Here is a 15259-nt window from a genome sequence, read left to right as displayed (position 1 = left end):
CGCTGCATCGATATGCCGTACGCCGGCGCCTTCGGCCACGCGCGCGGCGCGCTCGCGCGCTGCCGCCTGGGCAGGCTCGCCGGGCTGCGGCGCCAAGCGCGTCTGGCCGTGCTCGAGCGGGTAGCCCGCCAGCAGCCAGGCCATGGTGCCGTCCTTGAGCGAGACCACGCGATTGGGAATGCCGGCGTTGATCAGCGTCTGCGCGCCCACGATGCTGCGCGTGCGGCCGGCGCAGTTGACCACCACCAGGGTCTCGGGATCGGGCGCGATCTCGCCGATGCGATACACCAGCTCGGCACCCGGGCAGTCGACCGCGCCGGGGATGCTCATGTTCTGGAATTCCGCGAAGGGCCGGCTATCCACCACCACCACGTTGTCGCCCTGCTGCTGGTGCAGCCTGAGCGCTTCGGCGGTGATCCAGGGCGTTTCCAGCTCGTGCTCGATCACTTCGCCAAACGCCTTGCCGGGTACGTTGGTGCCGCTGAACACCTCGTAGCCCGCGGCCTGCCAGGCGCGCGTGCCGCCCTCCAGCACCGACACATCGGTATAGCCGAAGCGCAGCAGCTTGGCCGCCGCGGCATGGGCGATGTCTTCCGCGAGATCGGTCACCACGATGCGCGTGCCACGGCGCGGCACCAGGCGGTCGATCGCGGTCTCCAGCCGGCCCAGCGGCGCCGGCACCGCGAACAACAGATGCCCGCGCGAGAAAGCGCCCTCTTCGCGCGCATCCAGCACCGCCAGTTCCCCGCCGTCGGCGAAGGCACGCTTGAGCTCGGCCGGGCTCACCAGTGGATGGCGGATCAGCGCCGGCGCGGCAAAGGTGCGGGAGCGGCTCACGCCGGCGGACGATGCCTCGTCGGCAAGGGTCTGGGTCAGGTCGGGAATGGTCATGGCGGGGAAGGCATCGAGTGCGGGGAGAGTGCGAGGCTTGTACAGGCATCGCTGCGACGCCAGGCGTCATACGCGCAAGCCAAAACCCAAGCCTAAGAGAAGTTGCGCCAGCCGCTAACGAATCAGATCGCACATCGTTGTGCCGTGGCCGCCGGGCCAGGGCAAAAGCGCATATGCATCAGCGATATTGTTCGTTCTGGCGCGAGCCCGCATTCCTTAGAGTGGAGACCTGCCGCCATCCGCCGCGGCATCGCATCGATGCATCGATAAAGGACGCCCCCATGACGACCCAGAGCCAGCGCAATGCCGCCATTGCCACCACCCTTGCCGAAGTCCGCGCGCTGACGGCGCAGCGCGAGATCGACCGCGCCACGCTGGCCAAAGTGGCCGTGGTCCTGCAGAACCTGGCCGGCCGCAAGGACCTGTTCAGCTTCGCCGACTTCCCGCCGCCCAACGACGGCACCACCACCTCCGCCCGCTACCGCCTGAGCGAGGAAGGCCAGTTGCCGGCGCTCTACCTCAACGCGATCGTGCCGGGCAAGAAGACCATCCCGCACAACCACGACACCTGGGCGGTGATCGTGGCGGTGCAGGGCGACGAACTGAACCGCGTCTACCGCCGCACCGACGACGGCAGCAACCCCGGGCAGGCCACCCTCGCGCTGGAACGCGAGCTGGTGGTGCGGCCGGGCACGCCGATCAGCTTCCTGCCGCAGGACATCCACAGCATCCACGTGGTGGGCGAAGCGCCCACCTTGCACTTCCACCTCTACGGCCGTCCGCTCGAAACCCTGACCGGCCGCATCGGCATCGAGCCGGCTAGCGGGCGCATCGTCAACTACAACACCACCCAGATGAACCGCAGCGAGCAGGTTGCCGCCTGAGACGGCGGCAGCCTTTCACCTTCTGCCATCTTCTGCAATCGCCATCGATCTTCTGCAGGCGGAGCATGCCATGACCCGATCCATCGACGCCGTCACGCTGCGCGGCTGGCTTAACGACGGCGAACCCATTGCCTTGCTCGACGTGCGCGAGCACGGCCAGTACGGCGAGGGCCATCCCTTCTTCGCCGTGCCGCTGCCCTACAGCCGGCTCGAACTCGACATAGGCCGCCTGGTGCCGCGCCTGGCCGAGCGCATCGTGCTGCTCGACGACGGCGACGGCGTGGCGGAGCGCGCCGCGCAGCGGCTGGCGGCGCTGGGCTACCGCAACGCCAGCGTGTTGTCCGGCGGCGCCCCCGCCTGGGCGGCGGCTGGCTACACCTTGTTCAAGGGCGTCAACGTGCCGTCCAAGACTTTTGGCGAACTGGTCGAGCAGCGGCAGCGCACGCCGCGCCTGAGCGCCGCGGAACTGGCGGCGCGCCAGGCCGCCGGCGAGCCGCTGGTGCTGGTCGATGGCCGTACTTTCGAAGAACACCGGAAGATGACCATTCCCGGCGCGCAAAGCCTGCCCAACGGCGAGCTGGCCCTGCGCCTGGCCGCCCTGCTGCCGGATGCGCAGACTACCGTGGTGGTGCACTGCGCCGGCCGCACGCGCAGCATCATCGGCGCCCAGACGCTGCGCAACCTTGGCTTGCCCAACCCCGTGCTGGCGCTGGAGAACGGCACGCAAGGCTGGTACCTGGCCGGCCACGCGCTCGAGCACGGCAGCCAGCGCCGCTACCCGCCCGCCCCGGCCGGGCACGACCTGGCCGAGGCGCGCGCGCGCTCGGCGCAACTGCTGCAACGCTTCAACCTGCCGAGGCTGTCGGCATCGCAGGCGCAGCAATGGCTCGACGACGGTAGCCGCACCACGTTCCTGCTCGACATCCGCACCGCCGAGGAGTTCGCGCAAGGTTCGATCGAAGGCGCGCGGCACGCGCCTGGCGGCCAGTTGGTGCAGGCCGCCGACCAGTATATCGGCGTGCGCGGCAGCCGGGTGATCGTGTTCGACGACGACGGCGTGCGCGCGCCGGTGGTGGCAAGCTGGCTGTATCAGCTGGGCTACGAGAGCGCCGTGCTGGCGGATGGCATCAAGGCCGCGGTCAAAGCGCCCGCGCCGCCGCGCACCCTGCCCGCCCACGCCCTGCCGGTGCTCGACGCCAGCCTGCTGCGCGCGCTGTACGCCGAAGCGTCCGATGTCATCCGCATCGATCTGCGCGAAAGCGCCGCCTACGGCCGCGGCCATGCCGAAGGCGCGGCATGGTCGATCCGCCCGCGCCTGCCGGCCGCGCTTGACGGCCTCGGCGTCGCCCATGACCGTCCGGTGGTCCTGATCGCCAGCGAGCCGCACATCGCCAACCTGGCGGGCCAGGATCTGCTGGCCGCAGGCTACCGGCATGTGTACCGGCTGGCCGAGGGCTACCGTACCTGGCAGGCCGCCGGCCTGCCGGAAGCCACCGCAGCGGCCGCGCTACCGCCCGAGGCGCGCATCGACTACCTGTTCTTCGTGCATGACCGCCACGAAGGCAACCAGGCCGCGGCGCGCGCCTACCTGGCCTGGGAAACCGGGCTGATCGCACAGTGCGCGGCGGATGAGCTAGGGGTGTTCCGCATTGGCGTGCCAGGCGGGGGCGGAAATGCCAGGCAGGCGGGCGTGCTTAGCGCAGTGGTCTGATGGCTGCGGAGGCAGTAATTATTAAATATCATAATTACACATAGATAGCTATGTCTTGACATAACATCAAGCACCGATGTGCTATGCTATTTCATATCTTTTGATATGAAACTATGTCATGCCATCCTTCTACGATCAGCTGCAGTCCCGCCGCGCCGCCCGCAAATCCACGCTGGGGGAAGTTGCCCGGCTGATCGGCATGGCGCCTTCCAACCTGACCACTGCCCTGAGCGGCAAGCACGATGTGCGCGCCTCCACACTCGAGGCGATCGGCGCGGCGCTGGACGCGGAATGGGTGCTGGTGCCCCGCGAGCACCTGCTCGCGGTGCGGCGCCTGATCGAAGGCAAGGACAGCGGGCCCGACCGGGAAGCCAAGACCTCGGTCGAAATGTTCCTGGAGCAGGCATCGTGAGCCCCGGCCTGCGGCCCCGCTACCTGGAAGTGCACCTGCACGGCGTGCTGTGCGGGCACCTGTGCGAGGTCGAGCGGACCTGCCGCTTCGTCCCCGCCGAGGCCTTCCGCGGCGACCCGCTGCGGCCCACGCTCAGCCTGTCGCTGACCTTTCCCGGCAACGAGGGGTTGACCGCCGCAGTGCTCTCCAACCCCTTCCATCCCGCGCTCTACAACACCAACGCCGCGCTGCCGCCCTACTTTGCCGGCCTGCTGCCCGAAAGCGAGCTGCGCAAGCGGCTGGAGGCCACCCGCCACAGCCCCGCAGACCGGGACGATTTCGGCATCCTGGCCGCCGCCGGCGACGACCTGCCCGGCGCGGTGGTGGTGCGCCCCGCGCCCATCGATACCCTGCCCGCGCACGTACGCACCGTCGGCGTGACGGGCGGCGCGGACAACCTGGAAATCGCCGTGATCGAAGGCGCCACCGAAGGCGCGGCCTCGGTCTCGGGCGTGCAGAACAAGCTCGCGCTGTCCACCGCGCATGCCGGCAAGCGCTACACCATGCCCACCCACGGGCACCTGTCCGACCTGATCGCCAAGCTCCCCGCGCGCAATGACGACAGCCAGGTCTTCAACGAATACGTATCGATGCAGCTGGCGCAGGCCGCCGGTGTGGCAGTGGCGCCGTGCCGTCCCGCGCCGCTCGCCGCCATCGAGGTGGAAGGCCTGGCCGATACGCTTGGCGCCGGGCTGCACTTCCTGGCGGTGGACCGCTTTGACCGCGAGCCGGGCGGACGCGTGCATGCCGAAGACGGCTGCCAGTTGCTGACGCGCATGCCCAGCAGCAAATACGCCGGCAGCGAAGCCTACGCCGTGCTGGTGCAATTGCTGGAGCGGCTCAGCGTGCGCGGCATCGAAGACGTGCGGCAGTTCTTTATCCGCCAGGCCGTCAATACCCTGCTGGGCAACAGCGACGCCCACCTGAAGAACTTCTCCTTCCTGTACCGCAACGGCATCGCGCCGGAGCTCTCGCCCGCCTACGACATCGTCAGCGTGGCCGCGCTGCCCGGCTTTGCCGGCTTCGGCCAGAACGTGGCCATCGACCGCCAGCAGCGCGGGCAAACCCTGCAGACCTACCGCGAGTTCGCGCGCGAGGCCAGGATCGCCGAGCGTATCGCCACCGCCGCTGTGAAGGACACCGTGGCCATGGCGCAAGAGCGCTGGCCGGCCTTGCTGGAAAGCCTGCCCGCACCGGAAGGCATGCGCGCGGTCGTGCTGGAACGGCTGGCAACGCTGCCGCTGGCGCGGCGGAGATAGGCGGGAATGGGCGAACACCAGCAGCCGAGCCCTACGTCAGGCCAGCAACCGATATGCCAGCCGCGCGGCCACCCGCGCCCCCTGATGATCGCGGTCGTAGTTCGGGTTGTATTCCGCCAGGTCAGCTACGCGCAGCTTCCCGCTGCGCCGCACCTCGCCCACCAGTGCCTCAACTACCGCCAGCGGCACGCCAAAGGCAGCAGGCGCCGAGACGCCGGGCATGACGGCGGCCGGCAGCGCGTCCAGATCGATGGTGAGATAGACATGCTCGGCCACGGCCATGCGCTCCCTCAATATGGCCAGGCAAGCGTCTAGATGCCGTTCCTGCAGGTCGACGTCCTCAACATAGAACACGCCCAGCTCGTCGGCCCGGGCAAACAAGGCAGGGGTATTGGCAAGACGGCTCACGCCCAGGCAGGCATAGTCGAAAGGCAGCCCGCGGCGCGCACTGTCGCACGCGATCTGATCGAACGGCGTTCCGGAGCTCGCCGGCCGGCTGGTACGCAAATCGAAGTGGGCATCGACATTGACAATCAGCAGCCGGCCGTTGTCGCCGGCGGCATCCAGATGCGCCCGCAAGCCCTGCCAGCTGCCCCAGGCGAGTTCGTGGCCACCGCCCAGCACCAGCGGCAGGCCGCCGCCGTCCAGCACGGCACGGACCGCCCCCGCCAGGCGTTCCTGCGCGGCCTCCAGCGCGCCATCCTGGCAGGCCACATTGCCAGCGTCGTACAAGGCTGGCAGCCCATGCGCGGGCACATTGGCCAGGGCGCGGCGGATTGCATCGGGCCCCTGCGCGGCGCCGGCGCGGCCGTGGTTGCGCAGCACGCCGGCATCGCAGGCGAACCCCACCAGCACCGGCGATCCGGCCGGCAGCGACGCGCCCGCGGCGCGCACAACATCGAATAGCCGCCTGGTATCGCCGCGCTCGCCAGCGTCGCTACGGCCCTGCCAAAGGAACTCTGTCATCGCCATGGTCACTGCCGCGTCAGCACGGCTTGCAGGAACCCGCGCGTGCGCTCCTGCGTGGGCGTGGAGAAAATGACGGACGGTGGACCGGCTTCGATGATGCCGCCGCCGTCCATCACTACCACGACATCGGCGACCTCGCGGGCAAAGCCCATCTCGTGCGTGACCACCACCATGGTCATGCCTTCGGCCGCCAGCACCTTCATCACCTGCAGGACTTCACCCACCAGCTCCGGATCGAGCGCCGAGGTGGGCTCGTCGAACAGCATCACGCGCGGCGCCATCGCGAGCGCGCGCGCAATCGCCACGCGCTGTTTCTGCCCGCCCGAAAGGCTGGCCGGCATGGCGTGCGCCTTGTGTGCCAAGCCCACCTTCTCCAGCAGCGCCATCGCCTTGCGCTCAGCCTCGTCCCGCGAGGCCGAACGCAACATGCGGGGACCGAGCGTGACATTGTGCAGCACGGACAAGTGGGGAAACAGGTTGAAGGACTGGAACACCATGCCGACTTCCGTGCGCAAGCGGTTTAGTTCATGGTCCGCGACCAGCTGGCCCTGATCGAGCAGCCTGGTGCCGCAGATCTCGATGCTGCCGGTCTCCGCCTGTTCCAGCCCATTGCAGCAGCGCAGGAACGTGCTCTTGCCCGAGCCGCTTGGCCCGATCACCACCACCACTTGCGACGGTTCCACATCGAAATCGATGCCTTTCAGTACCGTATGGTCGCCAAAGGATTTGCCCAGATTGCGGATCCGGATGATTGCGGAATCGCTCATTGCACCATGCCTCCCATACGCAGCCTTTGCTCCATGTGCCGCAGGAACAGTCCGGCGGCGCTGGTCAGCAGCAGATAAACCAGCGCGATTGCCAGATACACCTCCAGCGAGCGGTAGGACACGCTGATGATCTTCTGCCCCTCGTGCATCACGTCGTGAATGGTCAGCAGCGAGACCAGCGCCGAGTTCTTGATCAAGGCGATGAACTCATTGCCCAGCGGCGGAATCATGCGCACGATCGCCTGCGGCAGGATCACCGCGCGCATCGCCTGGCGTGACGACATGCCGATGGAACGCGCCGCCTCCATCTGGCCCTTGTCGACCGACTGGATCGCGCCGCGCACGATCTCGGAGACATAAGCGCCGGAATAGATGCCCAAGCCAATCACGCCGCAAACGAAAGCCGGTAGCAGGATGTCGAACTGCGGCAACCCGAAGAACAGCAGAAACAGTTGCACCAGCAGTGGCGTGCCGCGGATGGCGGTCACGTAGGCGGTACAGATGCCATACACGAAGCGACGCCGCGGATCGAGGCGGCCGATGCCAACCAGCAAGCCCATCACGCACCCGAGCACCAGCGCGCAGGCTGTCACCTCGACCGTTACCACGGCGCCGCGCACCAGGTCGGGCCAGCCTGCCCAGACCGGCGAGAAATCCAGTTCCATGATGTCTTCCCGCTTTACTTATGCGCCGTGCCGAACCATTTCTGGATCAGCTGCGCATAGGTGCCATCGGCCTTGAGTTTGGCCAGAGCGGCATTCACCGCGCGCGTCAGCTCCGGCGTGTCCTTGCGCACTGCCATGCCGTACTCCTCGGTGGTCAAGGCCTTCTCGACCACGCGCATACCGCCGCGCGCCTTGACATATTGCATCGCGGCGGGCCTGCCGGTCACTGCCGCATCCGCGCGGCCAATCTCTACCAGGTTGAACATTTCCTGGTTCTTCTCGACTTCCACGCGCTGGACCTGCGGATAGTTTTCGCGCAGGAAATTAACCGACTTGGTGCCGACCTGCACGCTCACCTTCTTCCCATTGAGATCGCTCGGGGCATTGATGGCGGCATTGCCGGTCTTGACCAGCGCGACCAGGCCGCCCGTGTAGTAGGGATCGGTGAAATCCACCACCTTGCGGCGCTCCTCGGTAATGTAGATGCCGGACACCGCCATGTCGAAGCGGCGCGAGATCAGGCCGGGGATCAGCCCTTTGAAATCGATATCGGTCCATTCGACACGCTTGCCCATCGCCTTGGCAAGCGCTTCGACCAGTTCGACATCGAAGCCCGTGCGCTTGCCGTTCTCGACGTATTCCATTGGCGGGAAGGTAGCGTCAGTGGCTACCCGGAGCACAGCATTGTCCTGGGCTCGCGCCAGGCCGGCGGCCAGGCTGAGGCCCATCAGGCCGATAAGCAGGCATTTGCGTCGAAGGTTCATCAGTCACTCCTCTTGAATGTATTGTCTTGGTATTGGGTATTAGAAGGCCTGCAAGCAGGCGGAGACTCTTCCCGCGGCCGACCTTGTCATCTCGATCAGGAGCGGCTCGCGCCCCTGAGTGCGGGTAGCCGGCGCCATCAGCGTGATCGAGCCGACAGCCGCCGTCTTCTCGCGCCGGCGGAACACCGGAACGCTGACGCCCCACACGCCGGCGTCCACTTCACCCTGGCTGACCGCATAGCCAGCCCGCTCAATGCCCGCGAGTTCGTCCAGCAACCGTTCGGCCCGCATGGCATCCATATCCGGCTGGGCAAGAACGATGCGGCGGCGTGCGTCTTCGTGCATGAATGCCAGCAGAGACTTTGCCGACGCACCCGCTCGCAACGGCACGCCGCGCCCCTTTTCAAACGAGCAACGCAGCGACTGGCGGCTCTCTATCATTTCCAGGCACACCGCCTGATCCTTGACCGCCACCACCAGCCCTACGCTCTCGCCGGATTGCTGCGCCAGCCATTGCATTTCCGGCTGCGCTTCGCGCGCGAGGTGCGAGGCCATGTCAAAGCCAAGCGCCAGCTGCAGGCTGATCGGGCCGGGCGCATACCGTCCGTCCGACTCCAGCACAAAGCCCCACCGCTTGAGCAGCACCAGTTGGCGATACAGCGAGCTTTTGGGCAAGCCGGTGGTGGCACCCAATTCACGCACGGTCATTGGCTGGCCCTGCTGCGCCAAAGCAGCGAGCACAAAGAGCACGCGATCCGCACCAGCGGCGGGGGAACTAGTTTCGGGGATGTCGGCTTCGATCTGCATATGGGCGAGAGCATGCTGGCGTTTTCCCAATTATCAAAACTGAGATTCCCATTAGTTGGGAATAAAATCCTAGGACTTACCCTAGCACCAGAAAGGATGATTGAGTTAGTGCCGAACAAGTCACGCGCTGGGAGACACCCGGACAAAGGACCGGCACCAGCCGTGACTCAACTCAAGGCGTTAATCACCAGGCGTTGCCCGTGACCTGGCCGAATCGAACATATCGACGCGCGACTCCCGATGGTGACCGGGCCATTGATCGTCCGGCACGTACCGAGGAAGCCTTTGATCCGCGACCGCCACTGGCCGGCGATGGCCTGCGCGGCGCTGGTCTGCTCGATCGCCTCGACTGGATAGAACGCGGCCGGGAAGCGTTTGATCTCGCGCACGGCAATGTGCAGGGCGTCGGACAGGTCGGATTTGACCTGCGTGATGGGAATGCGCGGAATCACGAGAGAAGTCCATTCAGCATGGCGATGGCTACCTGCGCATCGACAGTGGCGCCGAATCGTTCATTGGGCCGTTGGGATTCGGCAGTCCAGGTGCGGGCGTCTTCTCCCCAGACCACCTTGGCCGTACCGGGCGGCGCATGAAGACGAAGGCGCTTTCCCAGTGCTGGCAGCAGATGGGACGCGTGGCTGGTGGCGACACGGTAATACGCCAGGATTCAGCGCACGCGCTATACTATCCAAGTCGCTGCAACCACAGCGACCCGGGGTGAGAGCCGGAGCAAGAAGGCGGACGACCGCCGCCGCCAGGCGGTATTTTTTCGTCCGGCACGCCTCTGCGCGTCCTTATGGGCGGGCCTTGGCGGGGGAGCCCTCGGGCTCGCCGGTCCCTTCTTGCCGGTCTCTCAACCCTGCCATGCGCCCGCCCACCCCGTTTGAGAGCGGGGAGCGGGTCTGAAACCGCTCAAGAAGGAGGCAACCATGCTTCAGTCTTTGCTCGCCCATACCGGGCGTTCGGCAATTCCCGGCATCCTCACCATCCGTCAGCGCACGCGCGTCATGCCACGGGAGGTGTCCCATGTGTAAGCACACCCGCTACGGCGTCACCGCCGAGCACACAGGCGCCGACATGTTCGTAACTGCGCATACTCCATGCGAAAACCCGTTGAGTCTCGCCGGGGAAAAGGCGGCGCAACTCTACGCGTTGTTGTTCATGACTTGCGACAACGCCGCCGCCGGAGCATTCGGCGATCTCGCTGAAGACATCCAGGGCCGACTGCTCTCGCTCGCAGCCGGATTGGCACACGAGACGCTGGTGTTGAGTGAACTGGCCGCGCGGCATGATCAGGAGCGCCGGCAGGATGGATAGTGTTCGGGTTGTAGTGCGCCGCTTCCGTTGGTGACGGAAAACGTGGTCCCGCGTGATCAAGATCTGCGGGGCCTGCCGCTTTTTTCCTGGAGCGCTCGCGGTGGCAGTCAGAGCTTCGGGTCTGACTGATCACCGTCCCACTGCCAGATGGTGGAACCGTAGTCGGAGATCACGGCTGGCATGATCTCGCCTTCCCGGAAATATCGCCACGATCCGGCTTTGGCGGGTGTCATCCAGTAGCCGGCCTTGGGGCAAGGTTCACCGCTCTGGCATCGTAGACGCGTAGCGGTGGCGTCTGCATCCGCATGAACATTCGCATTCGCCTTGGCCCATGCGGCCAGGTCTTTTTGGTAGTAGAGATACGAGCGGAGACTGGTATCGTCTTCGCTGCCGAGCAGGAGCACGGCAGCGCCTGCCTCGAAAGACCAGTAGCCATAGTAACCGCCGGTTCTTCCCTGCGCATCGGGCTTATGGGCATCGTGCCAACCAGCGCCAGACAGGTCTTTGTACCAGCGTTTGAGAAACGCATTCAGGCAGGCAAGACGTTCTGATTCGGTACCTTGGTAGAACGCCTTAATGAGATTGCCGTACGGCTTATCCCAAAACCACTCGTCGACATCCTCGCGGTCGGGAAGGGCAGTTGGGCGAGGCCTATCCACACGCCGGACATGCTGGACGGCTTGCCGGCCGAGGCTCAGCTCAACCCATCCAGCACCAGGTGCTGACCATGGATGGCCTTTGCCGCGTCCGAAGCCAAAAAGGCGATAGCGTGCGCCGCCGAGGCCGTCGACACCCAGGCCTGCGCATCCGCGTGCGGCATCGACCGGCGATTGGCGACGGTATCCAGGACGCCCGGCGCGATGCTGTTGACGTTGATGCCCGCCTGCCTGACTTCGTGCGACAGGCTTTCCACCAGGCGTTGCAAGGCGCTCTTCGAGGCGCAGTAGGCCCCCATCGCGGCCGCCCCGTTGCTGGCGCCGCGCGCCGTGACCGCGATCACCTTGCCGGCATGCTGCGCGAGCATGGCCGGGATGAAGTGCTGCGTGACAGCCACCAGCGACCAGGCGTTCAGGTCCATCATGCGCATCCAGGATTCCCGGCTCAGCGCATGGGCGGGCTCGCCCATCTCGAAGCCGCCGGCCACGTGGACCAGTACGTCGACGCCGGCGAACGCGTCGAGGATGGTACTCGCCGCGCCCGCCATGCTGTCCACGGAGGTCACGTCGGCCGCCAGCGGCAGATGCCACCCCGCCGCCTCCGCCACCGGGGCATGGGCGCGCATGGCCTCCACGTCCCGGTCGATCAGGGCAAGGCGGGCGCCCTCGTCCGCAAAGGCCTCTGCCACCGCCCGGCCTAGCGCGCCGCCGGCACCGGTGATCACTACGCGGCGCGGAGAGGAGGATGCATCCATGGTGTTCTCCTGAATCGGGTTGCCGGCATGCCGCAACGGCTCCGGCGTGAGGGCCGGCGGCCCCATAGCCACAATAGACGGCGAATGCCGGCAAGGGAACCTGCCTGTACCGCTGTGCGGCTGTGCCACCGTGCCGCCATTCAATTTCCACAAATAATAACCATTCTCATTTACAATGCGACGCCTTTGCCATTCGTATCCCGCGCCGCACCATGCTCACCCGCCAATTGATTGCCCCCGTCACCCTCGGCTGCCTGCTCTCGCCGGCCATGGCCCAGGCCGCCACGGACACCGAAACCACCCTGCCGGCGGTGACGGTCAGTGCGGCGGAAGACCCCCGCGCCGACACGGGTTTTGCTACCCGCAGGGCCGCCGGCGTGACCAAATCCGGCAGCTCGGCGGCGCAAAGCGCGCAGTCGATCACCGTCATCACGCGCGACCTGATGGACAGCCAGCAGGCGCAAACCCTTGGCGACGCGCTGGCCAACTCGGCCGGCGTGGTCACCAATGTGTATGGCCGGCGCGGCTGGGACGATTTCATCATCCGGGGCCAGCGCGCGTCGGAATCGGTCTTTGTCGACGGCCTGCTGGTCGAGAGCAATAACCGCGTGGCGCAGGAGCTGTTCGGCGCCGAACGCGTGGAAGTGCTCAAAGGCCCGGCCTCCGTGCTGTTCGGCAAGGTGCAGCCGGGCGGCATGGTCAATATCGTCAGCAAGCGGCCGAAACCGGAGCTGTTTGGCGAACTCGGCCTCACGGTGGGCAGTTACGGTTTGCGCCAGGTCACGGCGGACGCAGGCACGCCGCTGTCGGAAAACGGCAAGGCCGCGCTGCGCGTCAACGCCCTGGCGATGAACAGCGACGACCCGACCGACTATGTGTACTACCGCAACCGCTATATCGCGCCGTCGCTGTCGCTGGATCTCGGGGCGCGTACCGACCTGACCCTGCTGGCCAGCCACAACGAGCGGCAGTATGTGCGCCAGCAGGGTCTGCCGGTCAACGGCACCCTGGCCGGCAACCGCAACGGCACCCTGCCCGCCAGCCGCTTTATCGGCGAGCCGGGCCTGGCCCCCTACGACGGCGAGCAGAACCGGCTGGGCTACGCGCTGACCCACCGCTTCGATTCCGGCTGGACGCTGAACCAGAATTTCCGCTGGCAGACGCTGTCGCTGACCGGCACGCTGGTCTCGGCCGGGGCCATGGCCGCCAACAGCCAGTTGCTGAACCGCAGCGCCACGCAGCAGGACATCTCCGGCACCACCATCGGCATCGATACCAACCTGCAGCGGCGCTTCGAGGTGGCCGGCCAGCAGCACGAGATCACGCTGGGCGTGGACTACAACCGCAGCACCGAAACGCGCCTGCAGCGCGCCTGCAAGGTGGCCGCGCTCAATGTCTACCGGCCGGTCTACGGCGCGGCCATCAACTGCCCCAGCGCCTACAGCCTGAACCAGGAGGACAGCGTCAGCGCGCTGGGCTTCTATGTCCGCGACCAGGTGCGCCTTGCCGAGCGCTGGCTGCTCACCGCGGGCCTGCGCCACGACACGGCCCGCACCGGCACCACCGACCGCCTGCTTGCCGCGCGCACCGGCGACACCGCGCGGGCCGTCACCGGCAGCGCCGGGCTGATGTTCGACCTGACCGCCTGGGCACGCCCCTACATCAGCTATGCGACCTCGTTCCTGCCGAACTCCGGCACCGACATCGGCGGCGCCACCTTCAAACCCGAGACGGGACGGCAGGCCGAGATCGGCGTCAAGTTCGACCTGCCCGGCAAGCGCGGCCTGCTGACGCTGTCCGCCTTCGACCTGACCCGGCGCAACGTGCTGAGCTCGGACCCGCTCAACACCGGTTTCAGCATCGCCACCGGCGAGCAGCGCACGCGCGGCCTGGAGGCCGAGCTCACTGCCGATCTCGGCGGCGGCTGGAGCCTGGCCGGGGCCTATGCCTATATCGCCAGCGAAGTGACCGAGGACACGGTTGCCGCCAACGTCGGCAAGCCGCTCAACAACGTGCCGCGGCATAGTGTCTCGCTGTGGGGAACCAAGCATTTGCGCGGCCCCCTGGCCGGCTGGTATGTGGGCGCCGGCATGCGCGCCGAGAGCGCCAAGCGCGGCTACAGCTTCAACTACACCGTGCCCGGCTACGCAGCGGCGGACCTGGCCGTGGGCTATGCGGCAGCGCACTGGAAGGCCGCGCTCAACGTCAAGAATGTGTTCGACAAGGCGTACTACGCGGGCGGCCTGAACAACAACGTGTTGCCGGTGGGCAATCCGCGCACCTTGATGCTGAACGTCGCGCTGAACTACTGAGTTGCGCCGCCGGCACGCGTGCGGGAAAGCGCGGGCGGCGGCCGGCGATGCCACCTAGCCAGCCGGCCCAGGATCGTTCAAGATGCGGAGTCGCCACCCGGCAGGCCGGTTCGTCGGAATGCCTGATGCCTGATACCTGAACCCTTGAACACCTGAGAGTCGCAATTGCCGCTGCATCGTCTTAGACAAAGCACCACCCTGGTCGCCGTGCTGGCGCTGATCGGGTCGATGGCCTCGCTTTGTATCGGTACCTCGTTTGCCAAGAGCCTGTTCGCCGCGGTGGGCGCCCAGGGCACCACCGCGCTGCGCGTGGGCTTCTCCGCGCTGATCCTGCTGTGCGTGTGGCGGCCCTGGCGGATGCCGCTGAGCCTGGCCAACGCCCGCGTGATCGCGCTGTACGGCGCCGCGCTGGGGGCCACCAACCTGTTGTTCTATATGTCGCTGCGCACCGTCCCGCTGGGGCTGGCGATCGCCATCGAGTTCACGGGGCCGCTGGCGGTGGCGATCTCGTCCTCGCGCAGGGCCATCGATTTTCTGTGGATCGGATTTGCGGTGGCGGGCTTGCTGCTGCTGTTGCCGCTTGGCCAGAACGTCGCCACGCTGGACCCGGCCGGCATCGGCTACGCCCTGGCCGCCAGCGTGGGCTGGGCGCTGTACATCGTCTTCGGGCAGATGGCAGGCAACGCGCACGGCGGGCAGGCCACCTCGCTGGGGCTGACCATGGCGGCGCTGGTGGTGTTTCCCTTCGGGCTGGCCCATGCCGGTACGGCCATGTTCAGCCCTTCGCTGCTGCTTGCCGGGCTGGCGGTCGGCCTGCTTTCCAGCGCCATCCCCTATTCGCTGGAAATGGTGGCGCTCAAGCGGCTGCCGCGCCGCACTTTCGGCATCCTGCTCAGCATGGAGCCCGCCATGGGCGCGCTGGCCGGCCTGGTATTCCTGCACGAAACGCTGAACGCGCAGCAGTGGCTGGCGATTGCCAGCATCATCGCGGCCTCGGTCGGGTGCACGGTGACGGCCGGCAAGCGCAAACCGGCGACAGCACCCGCCGAGG

At 66.8% G+C, this 15259-nt stretch carries 16 protein-coding genes; 7 read left to right on the top strand and 9 right to left on the bottom strand.

The window, feature by feature from the left end; all coding sequences use genetic code 11:
- The coding region (locus P3W85_RS12925) for a rhodanese-like domain-containing protein (protein ID WP_276265070.1) at window positions 1–891 on the bottom strand (891 nt) is incomplete at its 3' end.
- A gap of 281 nt (window positions 892–1172) precedes the next feature.
- On the opposite strand from P3W85_RS12925, the gene P3W85_RS12920 reads away from it, so the two are divergent.
- The 4 genes from P3W85_RS12920 to P3W85_RS12905 all read left to right on the top strand — a co-directional run bounded on the left by P3W85_RS12920 (window position 1173) and on the right by P3W85_RS12905 (window position 5196).
- Entirely contained in the window at window positions 1173–1775 is a 603-nt protein-coding gene (locus P3W85_RS12920) for a cysteine dioxygenase family protein (RefSeq protein WP_276265069.1), read from the top strand.
- A 70-nt stretch (window positions 1776–1845) separates the two neighbouring features.
- Entirely contained in the window at window positions 1846–3486 is a 1641-nt protein-coding gene (locus P3W85_RS12915; RefSeq protein ID WP_276265068.1) for a rhodanese-like domain-containing protein, read from the top strand.
- A 118-nt stretch (window positions 3487–3604) separates the two neighbouring features.
- Window positions 3605–3898 (top strand): helix-turn-helix domain-containing protein, encoded by a 294-nt coding sequence (locus tag P3W85_RS12910; RefSeq protein ID WP_276265067.1) that lies wholly within the window; start codon window positions 3605–3607, stop codon window positions 3896–3898.
- Window positions 3895–5196 carry a type II toxin-antitoxin system HipA family toxin gene (locus tag P3W85_RS12905; protein ID WP_276265066.1) on the top strand — a complete coding sequence of 434 codons (1302 nt, stop codon included), beginning with the start codon at window positions 3895–3897 and terminating at the stop codon, window positions 5194–5196. Before P3W85_RS12910 ends, P3W85_RS12905 begins: the two co-directional genes overlap by 4 nt.
- A 36-nt stretch (window positions 5197–5232) precedes the next feature.
- Here the strand turns inward: P3W85_RS12905 and hutG are convergent, their stop codons facing one another.
- The 6 genes from hutG to P3W85_RS12875 form a co-directional block, all read right to left on the bottom strand.
- Window positions 5233–6168, bottom strand: a complete 936-nt coding sequence (hutG, locus tag P3W85_RS12900; RefSeq protein WP_276265065.1) for a formimidoylglutamase — start codon at window positions 6166–6168, stop codon at window positions 5233–5235.
- A gap of 2 nt (window positions 6169–6170) precedes the next feature.
- On the bottom strand, window positions 6171–6932 hold the full coding sequence (locus P3W85_RS12895; RefSeq protein ID WP_276265064.1) for an amino acid ABC transporter ATP-binding protein: 762 nt from the start codon (window positions 6930–6932) through the stop codon (window positions 6171–6173).
- On the bottom strand, window positions 6929–7597 hold the full coding sequence (locus P3W85_RS12890) for an amino acid ABC transporter permease (RefSeq protein ID WP_276265063.1): 669 nt from the start codon (window positions 7595–7597) through the stop codon (window positions 6929–6931). Before P3W85_RS12890 ends, P3W85_RS12895 begins: the two co-directional genes overlap by 4 nt.
- Before the next feature lie 14 nt (window positions 7598–7611).
- Window positions 7612–8361: a glutamine ABC transporter substrate-binding protein gene (locus P3W85_RS12885; RefSeq protein WP_276265062.1), complete on the bottom strand. Its 750-nt coding sequence runs from the start codon at window positions 8359–8361 to the stop codon at window positions 7612–7614.
- Between the two features lie 39 nt (window positions 8362–8400).
- Window positions 8401–9168: an IclR family transcriptional regulator gene (locus P3W85_RS12880; RefSeq protein ID WP_276265061.1), complete on the bottom strand. Its 768-nt coding sequence runs from the start codon at window positions 9166–9168 to the stop codon at window positions 8401–8403.
- Between the two features lie 167 nt (window positions 9169–9335).
- Window positions 9336–9620, bottom strand: a complete 285-nt coding sequence (locus tag P3W85_RS12875) for a hypothetical protein (RefSeq protein ID WP_276265060.1) — start codon at window positions 9618–9620, stop codon at window positions 9336–9338.
- A 574-nt stretch (window positions 9621–10194) separates the two neighbouring features.
- Here P3W85_RS12875 and P3W85_RS12870 point away from each other — a divergent pair.
- A complete protein-coding gene (locus tag P3W85_RS12870; protein ID WP_276265059.1) occupies window positions 10195–10485 on the top strand; it encodes a hypothetical protein in 291 nt (96 codons plus the stop codon).
- Window positions 10486–10592: 107 nt separating this feature from the next.
- Here P3W85_RS12870 and P3W85_RS12865 read toward each other — a convergent pair whose 3' ends face one another.
- Window positions 10593–11144: a PoNe immunity protein domain-containing protein gene (locus tag P3W85_RS12865; RefSeq protein ID WP_276265058.1), complete on the bottom strand. Its 552-nt coding sequence runs from the start codon at window positions 11142–11144 to the stop codon at window positions 10593–10595.
- 35 nt (window positions 11145–11179) lie between these two features.
- Complete coding sequence (locus P3W85_RS12860) at window positions 11180–11896, bottom strand: SDR family oxidoreductase (protein WP_276265057.1); 717 nt, start codon at window positions 11894–11896, stop codon at window positions 11180–11182.
- Between the two features lie 212 nt (window positions 11897–12108).
- Here P3W85_RS12860 and P3W85_RS12855 point away from each other — a divergent pair, with 212 nt between their 5' ends.
- Window positions 12109–14208, top strand: coding sequence for a TonB-dependent siderophore receptor (locus P3W85_RS12855; protein ID WP_276265056.1), 2100 nt, complete (start codon window positions 12109–12111; stop codon window positions 14206–14208).
- A 228-nt stretch (window positions 14209–14436) separates the two neighbouring features.
- The coding region (locus tag P3W85_RS12850; RefSeq protein WP_276265071.1) for an EamA family transporter at window positions 14437–15259 on the top strand (823 nt) is incomplete at its 3' end.

Source organism: Cupriavidus basilensis (assembly GCF_029335485.1).
Taxonomy (GTDB): Bacteria; Pseudomonadota; Gammaproteobacteria; order Burkholderiales; family Burkholderiaceae; genus Cupriavidus; species Cupriavidus basilensis_E.
The sequence above is the reverse complement of the archived record's forward strand: the minus strand, read 5'-3'. Positions and strand labels throughout refer to the sequence as shown.